The sequence below is a fragment of the Nitrososphaera sp. genome, assembly GCA_039938515.1.
GTDB lineage: Archaea > Thermoproteota > Nitrososphaeria > Nitrososphaerales > Nitrososphaeraceae > Nitrososphaera.
Genome location: JBDUUL010000010.1, coordinates 248839 through 263641, shown reverse-complemented (window position 1 = coordinate 263641; position 14803 = coordinate 248839). Strand labels below are relative to the sequence as shown.

General features: G+C 50.1%; 16 protein-coding genes and 1 tRNA gene. 5 read left to right on the top strand and 12 right to left on the bottom strand.

Annotation, left to right across the window (positions count from 1 at the left end):
- Positions 1 to 149 precede the first annotated feature (149 nt).
- Entirely contained in the window at positions 150 to 782 is a 633-nt protein-coding gene (locus ABI361_06435) for an HD domain-containing protein (protein ID MEO9320291.1), read from the top strand.
- On the opposite strand, the gene ABI361_06430 is transcribed toward ABI361_06435, so the two are convergent.
- Positions 773 to 1114, bottom strand: coding sequence for a hypothetical protein (locus tag ABI361_06430; GenBank protein ID MEO9320290.1), 342 nt, complete (start codon positions 1112 to 1114; stop codon positions 773 to 775). The genes ABI361_06435 and ABI361_06430 overlap by 10 nt on opposite strands.
- Before the next feature lie 9 nt (positions 1115 to 1123).
- Complete coding sequence (locus ABI361_06425) at positions 1124 to 1471, bottom strand: hypothetical protein (protein ID MEO9320289.1); 348 nt, start codon at positions 1469 to 1471, stop codon at positions 1124 to 1126.
- 257 nt (positions 1472 to 1728) lie between these two features.
- On the opposite strand from ABI361_06425, the gene ABI361_06420 reads away from it, so the two are divergent.
- The gene (locus ABI361_06420) at positions 1729 to 2028 is read left to right on the top strand and encodes a hypothetical protein (GenBank protein MEO9320288.1); all 300 of its coding nucleotides are present in this window, start codon (positions 1729 to 1731) and stop codon (positions 2026 to 2028) included.
- A gap of 88 nt (positions 2029 to 2116) precedes the next feature.
- Here the strand turns inward: ABI361_06420 and ABI361_06415 are convergent, their stop codons facing one another.
- The 3 genes from ABI361_06415 to ABI361_06405 form a co-directional block, all read right to left on the bottom strand.
- On the bottom strand, positions 2117 to 2860 hold the full coding sequence (locus ABI361_06415; GenBank protein ID MEO9320287.1) for a winged helix-turn-helix transcriptional regulator: 744 nt from the start codon (positions 2858 to 2860) through the stop codon (positions 2117 to 2119).
- Positions 2861 to 2976: 116 nt separating this feature from the next.
- The gene (locus ABI361_06410; GenBank protein ID MEO9320286.1) at positions 2977 to 4518 is read right to left on the bottom strand and encodes a glycosyltransferase; all 1542 of its coding nucleotides are present in this window, start codon (positions 4516 to 4518) and stop codon (positions 2977 to 2979) included.
- 74 nt (positions 4519 to 4592) lie between these two features.
- The gene (locus ABI361_06405) at positions 4593 to 5672 is read right to left on the bottom strand and encodes a hypothetical protein (protein MEO9320285.1); all 1080 of its coding nucleotides are present in this window, start codon (positions 5670 to 5672) and stop codon (positions 4593 to 4595) included.
- Between the two features lie 130 nt (positions 5673 to 5802).
- Between ABI361_06405 and ABI361_06400 the strand changes: the two genes are divergently transcribed.
- Positions 5803 to 6075 (top strand): hypothetical protein, encoded by a 273-nt coding sequence (locus tag ABI361_06400; protein MEO9320284.1) that lies wholly within the window; start codon positions 5803 to 5805, stop codon positions 6073 to 6075.
- Here the strand turns inward: ABI361_06400 and ABI361_06395 are convergent.
- Together ABI361_06395 and ABI361_06390 are read right to left on the bottom strand one after the other, a co-directional pair.
- A complete protein-coding gene (locus tag ABI361_06395; protein MEO9320283.1) occupies positions 6072 to 6338 on the bottom strand; it encodes a hypothetical protein in 267 nt (88 codons plus the stop codon). The two genes, ABI361_06400 and ABI361_06395, sit on opposite strands and share 4 nt — an antisense overlap.
- Before the next feature lie 85 nt (positions 6339 to 6423).
- Positions 6424 to 6969: a response regulator gene (locus ABI361_06390; GenBank protein MEO9320282.1), complete on the bottom strand. Its 546-nt coding sequence runs from the start codon at positions 6967 to 6969 to the stop codon at positions 6424 to 6426.
- Positions 6970 to 7402: 433 nt separating this feature from the next.
- Between ABI361_06390 and ftsZ the strand changes: the two genes are divergently transcribed.
- A complete protein-coding gene (gene ftsZ / locus ABI361_06385; GenBank protein ID MEO9320281.1) occupies positions 7403 to 8482 on the top strand; it encodes a cell division protein FtsZ in 1080 nt (359 codons plus the stop codon).
- Between the two features lie 29 nt (positions 8483 to 8511).
- Here the strand turns inward: ftsZ and ABI361_06380 are convergent, their stop codons facing one another.
- Entirely contained in the window at positions 8512 to 8658 is a 147-nt protein-coding gene (locus ABI361_06380) for a hypothetical protein (protein MEO9320280.1), read from the bottom strand.
- Between the two features lie 87 nt (positions 8659 to 8745).
- The gene (locus tag ABI361_06375) at positions 8746 to 10545 is read right to left on the bottom strand and encodes an AIPR family protein (GenBank protein MEO9320279.1); all 1800 of its coding nucleotides are present in this window, start codon (positions 10543 to 10545) and stop codon (positions 8746 to 8748) included.
- A gap of 156 nt (positions 10546 to 10701) precedes the next feature.
- On the opposite strand from ABI361_06375, the gene ABI361_06370 reads away from it, so the two are divergent.
- Entirely contained in the window at positions 10702 to 11022 is a 321-nt protein-coding gene (locus ABI361_06370) for a DUF2080 family transposase-associated protein (protein ID MEO9320278.1), read from the top strand.
- Positions 11023 to 11239: 217 nt separating this feature from the next.
- Here the strand turns inward: ABI361_06370 and ABI361_06365 are convergent.
- From ABI361_06365 to ABI361_06355, 3 genes are all read right to left on the bottom strand, one after another.
- Positions 11240 to 11354: transfer RNA gene (locus ABI361_06365), tRNA-Phe, on the bottom strand.
- Positions 11355 to 13197: 1843 nt separating this feature from the next.
- A complete protein-coding gene (locus ABI361_06360; GenBank protein MEO9320277.1) occupies positions 13198 to 13569 on the bottom strand; it encodes a P-II family nitrogen regulator in 372 nt (123 codons plus the stop codon).
- 235 nt (positions 13570 to 13804) lie between these two features.
- Positions 13805 to 14746, bottom strand: coding sequence for a HAMP domain-containing sensor histidine kinase (locus tag ABI361_06355; protein ID MEO9320276.1), 942 nt, complete (start codon positions 14744 to 14746; stop codon positions 13805 to 13807).
- Positions 14747 to 14803 lie beyond the last annotated feature (57 nt).

Genomic DNA, 14803 nt, shown 5'->3' with positions numbered 1-14803 from the left:
ATTCACAGGTACATTTCACCCTACCATCTAAAGGCGCTCTTTTGTGCCAATCGCGACAAAAAGTCAGCTATCCAAAGAAACAGTGGTAGATTGCCCTACAAACCATAACTTAATACGCCAAAATCCCGCGGGATGAGCTGCTAGCACAAGTGACGGCACTGGGCAAGATACGAAAGGAGGTAGAGAAGATTCTCGAGGGCCGCGACCCCGCGCATGATTTTGAGCACATAATGAGGGTGTACCGCAACGCGGAGGCCATAGGGAAAAAGGAGAATGCCGACATGGACGTTTTGCTGGCAGCCGCTCTCATGCACGACCTCGTGGTCTACCCGAAGGGCAGCGCCAAGAGGTCCAAGTCCGCAGACGACAGTGCGGACCTTGCCGAGGAAATACTGCGAAGGCACGGCTTCCCTCAAAAAAAAATTGAAAGAATCTCGTACTGCATACGGACCCACAGCTACTCAAAAAAGATCACTCCAACCACGCTTGAAGGCAGGATACTGCAGGACGCCGACAGGCTGGACGCACTAGGCGCGATTGGAGTTGCAAGGACGTTTAGTGTGGGAGGGAGCGAAAACAGGATGTTTTACAACCCAAAGGACCCTCTCTGCGAGGCAGACAGGGAGCCGGACGACCGGCTGTGGACGATGGACCACTTTCAGAAGAAACTGCTAAAGGTCAAGGACTCGATGCACACCGAGACCGCGAAAAAGCTGGCCCGCAAGCGCACCCGCTTTATGCGCGACTTTATCGAGGAGCTCAGGCGGGAAATTCAGGCATAGTCCACAAAATACTTGTAGCGCTTTTCGACTTCCTTGTTCTCGCCTGAAATCACGTGGGCGATTTCCAAGTCCAATGCGGCCTGCACGTGCTTGCGCAGTTCAATGCCCGCGGGCGTCTGTGGAAATGCCGCCATCGTGTGGTCGATGTGCTTCATAAATTCCACCACTTTTTCTCGAAATTCCTCCCTTGTGGGCCTTGTTTTTCGCTCCATGCGGAACCACGCCGCAGCGCAGGCAGTAGCGTATATTTTGGCAAGGTCCTCGACGAGTCTGTCCATTTCAAAAAAGTCAGACGACACAAGCCTTGAATATTTGGACTGGAATATTTGCATATATGCCTGCTAGCGGTCGGAGACGCCAGAAAATTGGCCTGTTGCTTCGTGTGACTGCATAATAAGGTCAATCTGTTCCGCATAAGACAGGCTTGCAAGTGCCCTGTCCACGAGGGCAGGCTCGGAGTATCCAAGGTTTTCCAGAAATCTTTGATGAATTACTCGCATGAGCGGTCCAGACCCTGCACCGAAGAACTGCCGCAGCTTCTCATCAAGTTCCAGGGCATCAACGGGCTGGCGTGAATTGAGGTCGATGCCGTCGGCCTCCAGATGTCGCTCTAGCGAGTCGCCAACCGGCTCGCCTAGAACTGACACGCCCCGGATTATCGCAAAGTGAAATGCATCCGCTGTATTCATGATTACTAACTATTCTTTATCGATTCGGCAGCTATAAAAGAAACGTGTCTCATGCGCAGCAATATTCTGCAAAATATGACCCAGAATACTTGCCGAACCCCGAGTTATCTTGCCATACAGCAAACCCAGAGAGGTCTGAATGGAGGACCGCGCAATCGTTCCTTCCAAACGGGCACGGGAGGCCTTTTCTGTCAGTACAAAGGCCAACACACCCAAACTTTTGATTCCCACCGGCCTCCAGACATTTGATAAGCCCAGTGGCCAGCACCAATCACCAGATCCCACCCACTTCGACTGAAGCATACATTGAGACAGTTTTTTCAGCGATTAGCAAGAACAACGGCAAGTTGAATTTCAAGGACCTGTTCACGATGCTAGTGGAAGGCGGAAACACGAGCCGCGTGCACCTTTACCGTGCCATCGCGCAGCTCACCAAAGATGGAAGGATAAAGAGGGTCAAGGGTATCGGCAAGAATGGCATCGACTACTTTTACTACGACACAAGGTTTCTCAAGGTCAGACCGTCGCAGCTAAACACGTCTTCAAACGCAAGCTAGACACCCCTTCTTTTCTCAATTCTAGAATTTACTAAAGTCCGGATTCTGCCGGGCTGACGCGCTGGCAAAGTCTGTAAAATAAAAGAGGCTACTGCTTCTTGTCGCCTTCGATTATTTCGAGGGTCTTGTCGCTGTTCTCGCCAATCCGCTCGACGGCCTCTGTCCAGACGACCTGCTTGACTCCCTCAGTGGACTTGACCCATTCGATTATGTTCAAAAGCTCCGCATTGTCCTTGAAGATTACCTCGGCGAGAAGGTCTATGGTGTGCTCCCCAATCGTTGTAGAGACTGAGGCTATGGAGGATCTGGAAAGAAGCTGCTTGCCTATGAGGCGCGTGCGGCCCTCCTCTGTGGATATCAGCAGGCTTGCGCGCCTCCATCCAAGTCGCTCCAGCTTTAGCACGTAATACATTTCGATAAACTCGCTCTCAAGTCGCTTTCTCCTCCTCTGGACGGTTGTCAGTGGAACGTCAAGCTGACGTGAAAGGGCAAGGGACGATATCCTTCCGTTTGATGTTATAAGAGCCTTGAGCACTTTCTTGTCCACTCCGGAAAAGGAAGACCCCGACCTGTCCGGCGTGGCCGGACCCATCGTCCTGCGAAGCCACCTAATTCCTTTGAGCAGGCTTTCAAGTTCCTGCGGGCTGGCGTTCTCAAATTCCTCGATTCTTGCGCCGTATGATGCGAGCTCTGCAATCAACTTTGAACGGTCTCCGCTTCCCGCAATTGACGGCCCATGGCCCTCAACGGGAGCTGTCTCTTCAAATTCATCCTCTTCCTCATGCCCGATGCTTTTTGCACCTTGGCTCTCACTGCCGCTTGGGCGCACCATATGGATTCTTTGGTTTCTGAGCGTGATGGCGCGTATATATGAACAGGTATGGAGTAGTTCTTACACCTAATTTGAGCCCTGGTTACGCACAAGAGAGCTGGTGCTAACTTTGCGAACTAGGCCGCCTCGCTCGAAGCCTTTTGCTTTCTAATGACTCCCGAGCGCTTGACAGAGGTCCACTTTAGGTTCTTCTTGAAGACGACGTCAATGATGCTCTTGATAATGATGTAGTCCTGCAGCTGCTTGTAGCCTATGACAAACAGGGGCGAGTACAGCAGCAGCTTCCAGTCCTCGTTTTCTTCCATCACAAGCGCGATCGCAGAAAAAGCGGCCTGTATGCCGGCAAAAAGCAGGAACGAAAGAAGGACGAACTGCCACATGCCGTCGATTAATGCAAGAATTGTAAATCCCGTTACCATCATGCCAAGAAACGGCGAGAGAAGCATTGTCAGCAGGACTGCGGGATAGCCAAAGTCATGCAGCATGCCAAGCCTGGGATTTCTCATGATGTCCCTGTGCTTTATCATGGTCTGGAGGTTGCCCCTGTTCCACCGCAGCCTCTGCTTGTATAGGTCCTTGAGCGTGGTGGGCGCCTCGGTATAAGAAAGCGCCTCGGAGCTTGCCTGGACGGTATTGCCTGACTTGAGCACCTTGAGCGTCGCGTCAAAGTCCTCGGTCAGAGTGTCGGTGTCGTAGCTTCCGCGCTCAACCAGCGCACTTTTTCTAAAAGCGCCCAGGGCGCCAGGTACAATCATCACCACGCCAAGATAGTCAAAGGCGCGTTTTAGCAGGTTGATGCCGGTGATGTACTCGAGCGCCTGGCACTTTGTAATCAGGTTCCAGCGGTTCATGACGCGCACGTTGCCGCCTACCGCCGCAACTGTCGGGTCGGAAAAGTGCTTTATCATTTCAAAGAGGGCCTCTCGGCCGATTATCGAATCGGCGTCAACTATAATCACAATCTCGCCCGTCGCAAAATGAAGGCCATAATTAATCGCCGACGCCTTGCCGCCGTTTTCCTTTTTTGCAACAATCACTCGCGTTCCCGTATTGGCCTTTTCCGCGTTCTTGGTTTCATAGGCGAGGGCGATGCTCTGGGTCCGGTCAGTCGAGCCGTCATCGACGATGATAATTTCCTTGCTCGGATAGCTTGACTCGAGCAGCGACTCTATTGTCCGGCTAATCAGCAGCTCCTCGTTGTACGCCGGGACGATTACCGAGATTAGCGGCGTGACAGTAGGATTTGGGATGCTTTTTTCCCGGATCTTGTGATATATCGAAAGGGGCAGGTTTATCATTGAAAAGAGAAAGGTCATGCCTATTCCAAAAGAGATGGCAACCGAATAGACTGCCTCCGGGGACGGATTTAGCGCCGCATGGTAGATGGAATAGCCGGAAGGGATAGCTAGCGCGGTTACAAACACCAGTGAGAAAGGCACCCTGATTCTTCCGTTCCTTCTGCCCTTTGCTAGGGTGCTCACCCGGTCGTTGTTTTGCTGCTCCGTTGCAAAGTTCTTCTTTATGACAAACAGCAAATATGCGCAGATTACCAGCGAGACTGCAAGCGAGATTAGAATGACCTGGCTAAAAAAAAGGCCTACAACTGCCGCAAGGAGGGCCTCAACGGCTGCAACTGCAAGCGCAAGCCTCTTGTTCACCTGACAATCACCGAAAGCGAGCAAGAATGCAGCATGCTTGCTGCATGGCTACCTTGGTGGCCTGCCCTTTGCACCTATTGTCCCTCTGCTACGAACTTGTGGCCGGGGGTTCGGGTAATTCTCTTATAGTGCTCGAAAATCCTGTCGGCCCCTTCCCATGCAGAGGCGGCTATGTCAAGCGGGTCTACCTTGATTACAAGCATCCCGTATGCCTTTGCAAGTACGTTGGCCTTGTCATCCAGATCCTCATGGGTTATCAAGAGCTGCCAGTGCACGTCGACGTCAATTGATTTTGCAAAGACTGACAGGATTGCAGTCTCGTGCGTCGGATACTGGTCAGCCATTTCGCCAACAAGGACAGGGTTGGTGTTGTCATGTTCATTATAGATGGCAATGGAGAACTGTTGCATTATCCCCGAGGCCCCCGCGATTGAAGCCGGGTGGGTTACCCTGATGCCGCGCTTTGCCAGTTCTTCAGAGAGAACGTCAGTCGCGGCCTTTATCCCGTCTGCAAACTTGTTGAACACCTTGTGCTCGACGGCAAAGATCGGAATCCTTATGGTCTGGAGAGTCTCCTTGTTCGATTCTTTACCGCAGCCAAAGCAAGCAAACTGCTCCGTGGCGGTGGGCAGGAGACCCTTGCATGACTGGCAGCGGTAGAAAAAGCCCGGCCGGGAATAGTCGACACCGAGAGCGTTAAGGCGCTTGTTGCACTTTTTGCAAACCAGCCTGCCTGACGAATCCAGAAATTTTTCCTCAAAGTCGGTATTGCCGCAGGTGATGTGCTCTATCACGTTTCCCTTGACAATATTTCCCGAGCTGCACGACTGGCAGGCGAGTTTCAGAGTTAGCACGTATGACGAGCAGTGCGGGCAGCCCAGAGCAACGACAAAACCTTTCTTGGCCACAAGCCCTTCCTTTTCAAGCGACTCGAGGTTTTCGAGCTGCTGCTCAAAGCGCATAGATTCGAGGCCTGGGTACGTAAAGCCCAGCTTGGGCCTAAAGGACGGCTCTAACTTGGCGACCTTGTTTGCCTTGATGTATTCGAGAAGTTCTGCAAGTGACTGCGAAGAAGCGGCAGGCGCGACAGCGCTCCCGCTATTCTTGGCTCCACGTTTTGATGCCTTTCCAGGCTTGCTTTCGACTGCTGTCACAAATTTCAGTTCCTTTTTGAGTAACTGCAGTAAAACTGCCTCCTGGCGCTGTTTTCACTGTTAGTATGAACTCCAAAAGACATACTCATGTTATCATAAGATATTGCTGAACCATGCTTTACTATCGAGCATGACTGCCGAAAAGAAGAGGAGTGAGTATGTGAAGAACCCGGCTAGCCAATCGGTACTTCCCATGGCAGTAGACTCTGCACTTGGGATTTTTGACGACCCGGTCAGGCATGCGCTTTATTTTCATCTAAAGAAAAAGGGCGTAGATGTCAAAAAGCCTGGAACCGATCTCGAGTCCATAGAGAATGCGCTTAAGGAAATCATGGGTGCAGGCGCTGAAGTAATCAGCTTGTGCATACGCAAAGAAATGGAAAAAATTTCGACCCCGGCCTAGTGGCCAGGACTTGAATACTTGGCAAGGTAATAGTCAAGATACACCATAACGTTTGTGACTTCCTCGTCGGTTATGTCGAGCCTGCCGCCCGCAAACGACTCCAAGAGCTCGCGCCATGACTCTAGCGAGTTTGAGCGTTTTTTCGCCTGGTTCTGCAGCACGTAGCGGCAGAATGCAGGGGTAAAATGAAGCACGTCTGATTTTTTCTCAAGAATGTCAGACCGGACAAGTTTATTGATTAGCTGGCCAAATGAGCCTTTCAACTATTGTTCTCTCTGCATGCAGTGCCCTGCTGTTATAAAACGGCGTTGAGCGCCAACCTGTCCCTGAGGGAAGCTAATTCCCGGATCAGGCAGCCGCGCGCATGGCCGTGCTGTTTTTGTGCAGAATTTTGATTCCTTCGAGCAGGTCTCGAAGTTGCTCGTGTGTCGGGTTGAGCTCCTTGAGTGACTTTATCTTGACGTTAATCTTGGCAAGTTCCTCGTAGATTTTTTTATCCTCGATTGTGTCAACGAGTGTTTCCAGGTCAAAAGGCTTTTGCAAAAGCTCGACTATCTGCTTTAGATTCTTGACAGAATCAACCAGGGTTTCTCTAACGTAAGCGGATGCAAAGATTATCCTCTGGTGCGGGTTTACCTCGAGGACTTCCTTGGCAACTGTGAGCCCGTCTTTTTTGGGCATCCTGTAGTCCAGTACCAGGGCATCGAATGGAAAGGTCCCGTTGCGAATTCTTTCTTCCTTGTTTGGAACAGTCTTCGTTCTAAACGCGCTCATGTAGGCATTTACGGCTTTTTCGCCGTCGCTCTCAATCTGGACGCTGTGACCGCGGTCTTCAAGTGCAATCTTGTAAAGTTCGGCAATCTGAGCTTCGTCCTCAGCAACGAGAATCTCCATGACTATTGAGAATCGTTCCGCTGGCGGGTATTGATTATTTGTTAGTCCAATATTCTACGTACCGGCAATAATTCCGGGCCTGCAGATGTGCGTAAGTCCGCGGGAACTTGTCTTGCCGCAGGGCTCTGGTAAGTTAACCGGACATGATTCGAATTTCGTGCGTAGATTTCCATCCATCTCCCGCCAAGTTACCAGAACCTGCAGGAGGAAGGTGTATCAGAAGGCCGGGATGTGCATGATCCGCTAGCAATGAACTACAGGCTTTCTGCTGGAAAAAGTTTGAAGATCCGCGCTTTTTGACGGTTATTTTTAGGATTCCTGGAGCATATTTTCGGAGTTTTAGGCGGTCCGTCTTCATCTCCTACTTAAGCATTACGATTAGAGACACAAATACGAGCAACTGTTTATGTCGCTACCCTCAGGTAGAAACTGCATGAGTCACACAACTCACCTTACACCTGAAGCGGTGATGGAAGAAGAGACACTAAGAGCAGCCATGGAAATGGCAAAGCCACAAGTTTGTGTGATCGGTGCGGGAGGAGCGGGCAGTAACATCGTCTCATGGATCAAGAGCAAGGGGATCTCTGGAGGCAAACTGCTGGCGGTCAACACTGATGCAGCACACCTGGGCATTACAAAAGCAGACAGGAGAATTCTGATTGGTCCCAAGCTTACACAGGGACGGGGATGCGGAGGATACCCGGACAAGGGTATGCAGGCAACACGCGAGTCGCTGCCTGAAATTATCCGAGAGGCGCAGGGCTCTAACATAATTTTCCTGTGCGCAGGCCTCGGAGGAGGAACAGGTACCGGAGCTATTCAGATACTTTCAGACGAACTAAAGCGGTCGACAGGCGCGCTTGTAGTTGCAGTCGTCACGCTGCCTTTTGCAGTAGAGAGATACCGATATTCGATGGCAAAGGAGGCACTCCTGAACCTGCAGAGGTCATGCGATACAGTAGTCGCGCTTGACAACAACAGGCTGACAAGAGTCGCAGGCAACCTGCCACTTCAGCAGGCACTCGGCGTAGCGAACGAACTTGTAGGCCAGTTTATCAAGGGCACAACCGAGACAATCACTACTGCCAGCCTTATCAACATCGACTTTGCAGACCTGACTGCCATCATGGAGGGCAAGGGTCTTGCTGCAATCGGCGTCGGTTATAACGACGGGATTGACAGGATTGAGCAGGCAACACGGATGGCACTTGACACGCAGCTTCTCGACGTCAAGGACATGTCGATGGCACACGGCGCACTCATTCATGTCACCGGAGGCGACGACATCACGCTCGAGGAAGTCACGCGTGCGGGAGAACTTGTCACAAGAAGCCTTCCAAAGGATGTAAGGATCGTGTGGGGTGCACGGGTCGACCCATCAATGAAGAGCAAGGCAAGGGTGATGGTCGTCCTCACGGGTGTTGAGAGCACGTTTGGCCAGCCTGACCCAGTTCAGCAGGCACCAACTGCACAAGTAGAAGAGAGAAAGAAGCGCTTCCTCGGAATGTTCTGAGCGAGCCGCGCTCTCTTTTTTTCCTTTTTTTACGGAACGTAAATCGACGCTTTTAGGTCTTCAATAGTGTACGCGTTCTGGCATGGGTCGCAGTTCCACTGTGCGACCTCGCCCTTTGGAACTATAACGCTCTTGAGGTCGTTGCCGCAATCAGGGCAGCGGAAGTTAGAGGACATGACAAGCTGATTTTTCCTTGCAGAGTATTAAAGCGGCGCGACTATCGCTTCTAGAAAAGATTTAGCGGAAAACAGAAAGGAAGGGAGTTAGAGGTACTTGCGCTCCCAGTTGAACCTGCTTGCCGCAGTGTCGAGGCAGTCGCCAAGCGTCGCCCTGGTGCGGAGGAACGTAAACTTGGCTTCGGCGATGTTTGCCTGGTATTTCTTGTTCTCAAAGGTGTCTGCCAGGATAAAGCGCAGCTTGGTAGTCGCCATATTCTTTAGAATCTCGGTGATGCCTGCTTCCGGCGAGGTGGTGTTGCCATAGTACTCCACATACTTGTCGAACTTGGGGTCGTTTAGTATTCCCTGGATGGCGAGGCACCAGAGGAGGTTCTTGGCCCTTCCCACATAGGCGTACTTTTCGTTGCCGACGCTTCTAATTTCCCGGATAAGGCTTGGCAGCCTGAACTGAATTTTGTAGAGCAGCACATGAAGCCGCGGGTCGATTTGCAGGTAGCGGTCGCGGAACGTGTCTGCATACCAGGTCTCGTTCTCAAATATTTCTTTGAGCTCCGACATCCTGTCAATCTGTCCCTGCATTGCAAGCAGCGTCTGGGCAAACTTGCGGATTTCCACCAGGCCCTTCTCCGTGCCGGAGGCCTCGAGGTCCTCGTCGGTCAGGTTCTTGTATGCGTTTTCGCGTCGCTCGTAGTAGATGCCGAGCTTGTTGAACATCTCCTCAAAGCCTATCTGAACCAGGTCGTTTGCGCGAAGGTTCCAGGGCATTATCGGGTTCTGCCTGTTGTTGTTTATCGTGACCTTCTTCAGGAAGGCATCCTCGTGCGACTTTATCACGCGTGCCATCACCTTTGTCTGATCAAGTCTTTCATGCAGCTGCGCGATTTTCTCTGGGTTGGCGGCGCTCGACGACTCGTCGACAAACTGCTTTAGGATCTTTATTGTCTGGGCGCCGTTTAGCACTCGGGGTTCGACCATCCTGATTACGCCTTCAAGCGTCTGGAGGTTCTGGGCGGTAAGCGTTATGCCGTTGTGGTACAGGGTAAAGTATTCCGGCGGCTCGATGCCGTCGACCAGGTTCTTCAGCGACTTTTTGATTTGCACGTTTGTCATGTTGCCGTCGTCAAGGCCGGACCTGATGTTCTTTTCAAAGAACCGCTCGCCAAGGTCGTCGTACATCCTGTACAGCGTTTCAAGCTTGACAAAGACTACGCGAAGCTCGTTGTCGTGGTGCGACACTGTAAGCGAGTTGTCGTATTCGACGTCATACTGGGTCGACTCCCTGGAAGAAGCGACGTGGCCAAGCGACTTTTCATTCGATACATACTGGAATATCAGCTCGTGCAGGCTTTCCGTGTCGTTTACCCGCGACAGGTAGCTGTCTACAAAGCTGCGCTTGTCCTCCACGCTTTCGCGGAGGAAACTCAGCACCCGGCTCTGTTCGGCGTCGACCGGGTCGCCGTTGAACACAAAGTTGACGTACACCTTGTCAATGGATTTCCAGTTCTGGTGAAGGGTGGTCTTCAGGGAGACGATCATCGGGCTGTCGTCCTGCGAGCGCATCGGATTGAAGAATATCTTGTGCATACCTTCAGAGCCTAGCTTTTCAAGCGGGTCCTTGAGCGACATGTGGTCCGTAGACCAGCGGAAGGCAAGCAAGTACAGCGTTTTTGCGGGCAAGTCGAGATAGTACGCGTCTATACCGTAGCTGTTGCCGCCAAACGAAACAAAGGCGGCTGCTTTTTCCGGGGAAATTCCAAAGTGCTTTGCAATATACATCAGGCCAAAATAGTTATCTTTTGATCCGCCCATTGTCGAAGACAGGTTGCTGAAGGCTTCATTGATTTCTTCAATTGAAACGATTTTTGAGGCAGCCGAGGAAGTCACTGTCATAAACGAGACACACCTGTCTTGTCAGCGCATATAACAAAAGATGTGAGATAATTGATAGCCAATTGGTCAAATTCAGTACACCAGTAAGCTCGTGCAGAGCTAGTAGCTTGACTTTGTTGACTTTTGAATATTTAGTTCAGGTGCAAAAAAATGGTCGTTTCCACCTTGATGGCGTGCGAATTTAGTAGGAGTCCGGGTGCGTCTGCCGTACTTGAAAAAATAACATCACTCCAGCGAGAGATCGCGCTGATAAACCTCCACGAGCGAAGCCACGTCAGAAACGGCGAGGCCGGCTTTGAGCCTACATGCAGGTACTGCCAGCCAGGCAAAGAAGCGCAGGAGCGAAAGAAGGCACCGGGCAGTGTTGTAAGCGAGCTCGAGCGCTGCGTAGAGTCTGACGGCAAGTCCGGCGCGGTCCTGGTTCCAAAGAGCTGGGCCGGCAGAAAGGTCCGAGTAGTACTCCTTGAGTAAGGGCTATCCCTTTAGCCTTGAGCCAATGACCCGTACACATGTGACGGCCACCCACATAATTTGAGGCAATAGGAGTACTAGTCTCACCAATTTTCTTAACCTTGCTTGGACTTGGAGTTATGCGCTTGATGCAGGGATTGCAATTTCACAAGTTCTGCTTATCTGGATGACTGTTTTGTCCTGCAATAGCGAATTGCCAAAAGTCAGCGAAGACTAGTGCCGCCGGTAAGATTTGAACTTACGACAGCTCGGTCTTCAGCTTCACTCCCTCTTCTCTTTGTTTAGGAAAGGAAAGAAAGGTCGAGTGCTCTCCCGGGCTGAGCTACAGCGGCTTGTCTACAAGTGATATGGCACTATTTAGGCATTGGTTTGCTAATTGTGCTACAAACATCCATGTTATGCGGCACCTGGAGTAAATATTGCATATTCTTGAGGCATCAGATAAAGAAACAACATCGCTTCCAGGTACCCTCGGAGGACGTCTTCGGGCAACTTCGTAGGTGTTTTGGAAACTCGGCAGGGGTCAACGCCAACATGCTTCATGTATGAGAGTAGGTCGCTTAGTGGAATGTCATCCCATATTATTGACAAGAAATCGGTATCTTCCAGGAAGATCTCAGAATAGATTTGCTATTCTATCTTCTTGATCTTCCATAATTCTCTACGGAAGAATCTTACGCCGTTCTTCCGTTACTGTTTAGGAAGATCTTCCATTCCGGAGTACCTTTGGATCATACAAGAATATGATCTTCCAATAACTATAGTTGTGAGGATGGCGCTTGGCAGGCAGCTATGCCAACTGGAAAACTGTATGGATCCACCATGCCTGTTAGCTGGCAGGGCTGCTAGTGTACCATAAGGCCTAGGCCTTGAAGAGCTGGCTATGGCCCTATGCCTGACGCCCTAGGCCTTCCAAAGCGAAAGTGTCACTTGGCACTTTGCAGACTGCTGAGGCCAAGACCTCCCTTAGACTTTCAGCCGCCATCGTGGCTGTTGTATACAAAGAAAGAAAGGTGATTGTATCAGCCAAGCCTATAGACAGGCCTTAGCGGTCAAAGACTCGCCTGATTTTCATGGCTAGTATAGATACATTGAGATTGAGAAAAGGGTGATTCTATCACCCAGGAGCTAGGGTTTTCCACACAAACTGCGGCTTTGCGGCGTATTACCCTGCCCCCCGTGCTCATACAGCAGGCAGGCGGACCCCCTCTTCTGCTAGAGAACACGCTGTATTTTCGATAGTACCACGGGTAATAGTGCTATGGGCTTGGCGCATGGCAGGCTGTCAAGGCCGCAAAAACTGTGTGGAAAACTGGCATGGCGAGAAAGTATGGCGGGGCATAGCGGCTAATCGAAGTGGATGTACATACAGCTGACAGCTGGAATGCCATGCCAATTGCAAGATGCGTGGCCCTAAGTCAGTCTTTTCCGACAGCGGCTGTGTTGTTACAAAAGTGGTTCTACCAATGACAGAGGATATTGCGGCACTATCGCATCTTGTCATGTTCGGGCCCGGGACACTTGCTACATCTGATTTTGTCTTTTTAGATTTCAATTACTTGTACTCTTCCTGCATTCCAGCCAATGGAAGCTTTTCGAGGTAGTTATGCCCTTCCAGTTATTTCTCTTCTTCCCATCGGAAGATTACTTGTAGAAAGAATATTCCGGAGAACCTGGAAGATCTCGTACTTCCTAGTGGAAGAAGTTTCCCAACCTTAAAGGCCCTACTTGGAAGGAAGAATTCCATCAGGGCATCGAATATTTGTCAAGAGCGGAAGGAAGACTATGCGACATTTTATCTGAAGGAGAAAAGCCCGAGATGTAGTGTGAAATCCTAGACTAGCAGTTAGTCCTACGTTATCGGGAGGAAAGACCGCTAGAGAACGAGGACATACAGGCTTTCCTTACTGCAAAGCAGGATAACATAGAGTCTTTCAAATTGATTCTGCCAAGTCCGAATTACAGATCCATAAGATTCAATCAAGCATTCGCCGGAGGCATGAGTGAATTGAATAGCCATCTTGATGCACAGGGACCTTTTGTTTGTCAAGTTTGAACATTATCTGGCGTATTCTAAAGACCACCATTTTTCATAACACGCCACGTCAGAGTTTGATAAGGTGTGTGTAATAGAACGCGGACAAGTCGTCCTCTACAACTGAAGGGTAATATGCGCTAAATGATTACCAAATCGTCAACTGCAGAAATCAACACAACTGCCTTGTCGCCATCAAGTGCCTTCTTTATTCTAGAAGTCACCCCTTCAACGTCGTCAGCGTTAACTACAGTGGCTATTAGCTTTCTGTTCGAGTAGGCAAGTTCTGCGGTGCCGCTGCCTCTGCCTGTCATGACTTTTTCCTTGTCCTTTGTCGCCCTCTTTACATCATAAATAGTAGAGTCAAGGCCCACCTCTGAAAGCGACGATGTAATCGCGTTGACATTTTCTGGCTTGACAATTATCGCAAGTCGTTTCATGTTCTTTGATTTTTTGCCAGGCTTCTCGGAATACTCGACTTCAAACGGGAGCGAGAGCTTTTCTCGGGCCATGAATTTCGGGCAATTGCCGAGCTAGAAAAGCCTTGGCACAAATTGCCAGATTTGATTATAGATTAACATAATCGTAGGTGGATTTCGATTATTGTAGATTCACCAAAAGATAATCAAGCAACTACAAGGCAAAGGATACAGACTTGCGACTATGCCTCGGATTGCCGGGGAAGGTCAGAAATAGATCGAGAGCAGGACATCCAAGAAAAGCCATTATGATTACAGGCCAAACGCTTCAGATTGCGCTAGAAGCAATAGCATTTCCACTAGAGTCTTGAGGCAAACAAAACTTGAAACACGCGCCTTTCATTTCAGATTCTGACGCGGGTGACTCGTACCATATGCTTCCTCCATGTGCTTCAATGATTCCCTTGCAGATTGGCAGGCCAAGGCCTGTGCCCCCAAATCTGCGCGCCTTGCTTGGATCAACCTGATAGAACTTTTTGAAAATATTGGGCACGGCGTTATCAGGAATGCCAGGTCCATTATCGCTAATCGAGAAGAGCAATAACGTCGATCCAGTGTTTTTTGTCAACTTTGTTGATGGACCCAGGGCATCGTGTGAGACTATCTCTACTTCAATCGCTATCTTGCCATAACCAGCAGGAACAAAGTCTATTGCATTTGTCAGCAGGTTCGCAAACACCTCCTTTATCTTCTGAGGGTCGCAGTTCAAGTGTACTTGCTGCTTTGTCTCCGACTCACTTGATAATCTTGCATCTTTGTTACCTAGATTCAGCCGAAATGCCTTCTCAACTGTTATTCCCCTTTCGGATAAAAGAGTGGAAAAGTCGCTAACGGATTCCTCGATAAGTTGAACCAGATCTACTGACCTGAAATAGAACCTTAGATGCATGTCCAATTTGTACGCTGACATAAGGTCTTCGATTTGATGCTTCATTCTATGACCGCTGTCGCGTATTATCTGTAATGATTTAACATCATTGTCGGTCAGCTGATATCCGACTTTGATTTTCTTATTGAGCATGTCAGAGAATGCGACGATAGGAGTAAGTGCATTTTTTAACTCATGGCTCATCATTGAAACAAACTCTTGCCGCCGACGCAATTCGAGCCTTGCAGAATCAGGCCCTTGCAAATCCTGGCCATTACTTTCCGCTTCAAGGATATCAAAGGCAGCATCTCCGATGGCTTCTTTCTCCCCGCATTCAGTCAACGTAATCTACTAGCCACTCTGCCATTGACGAACCATTATTCGGATGCCAGTATTTCC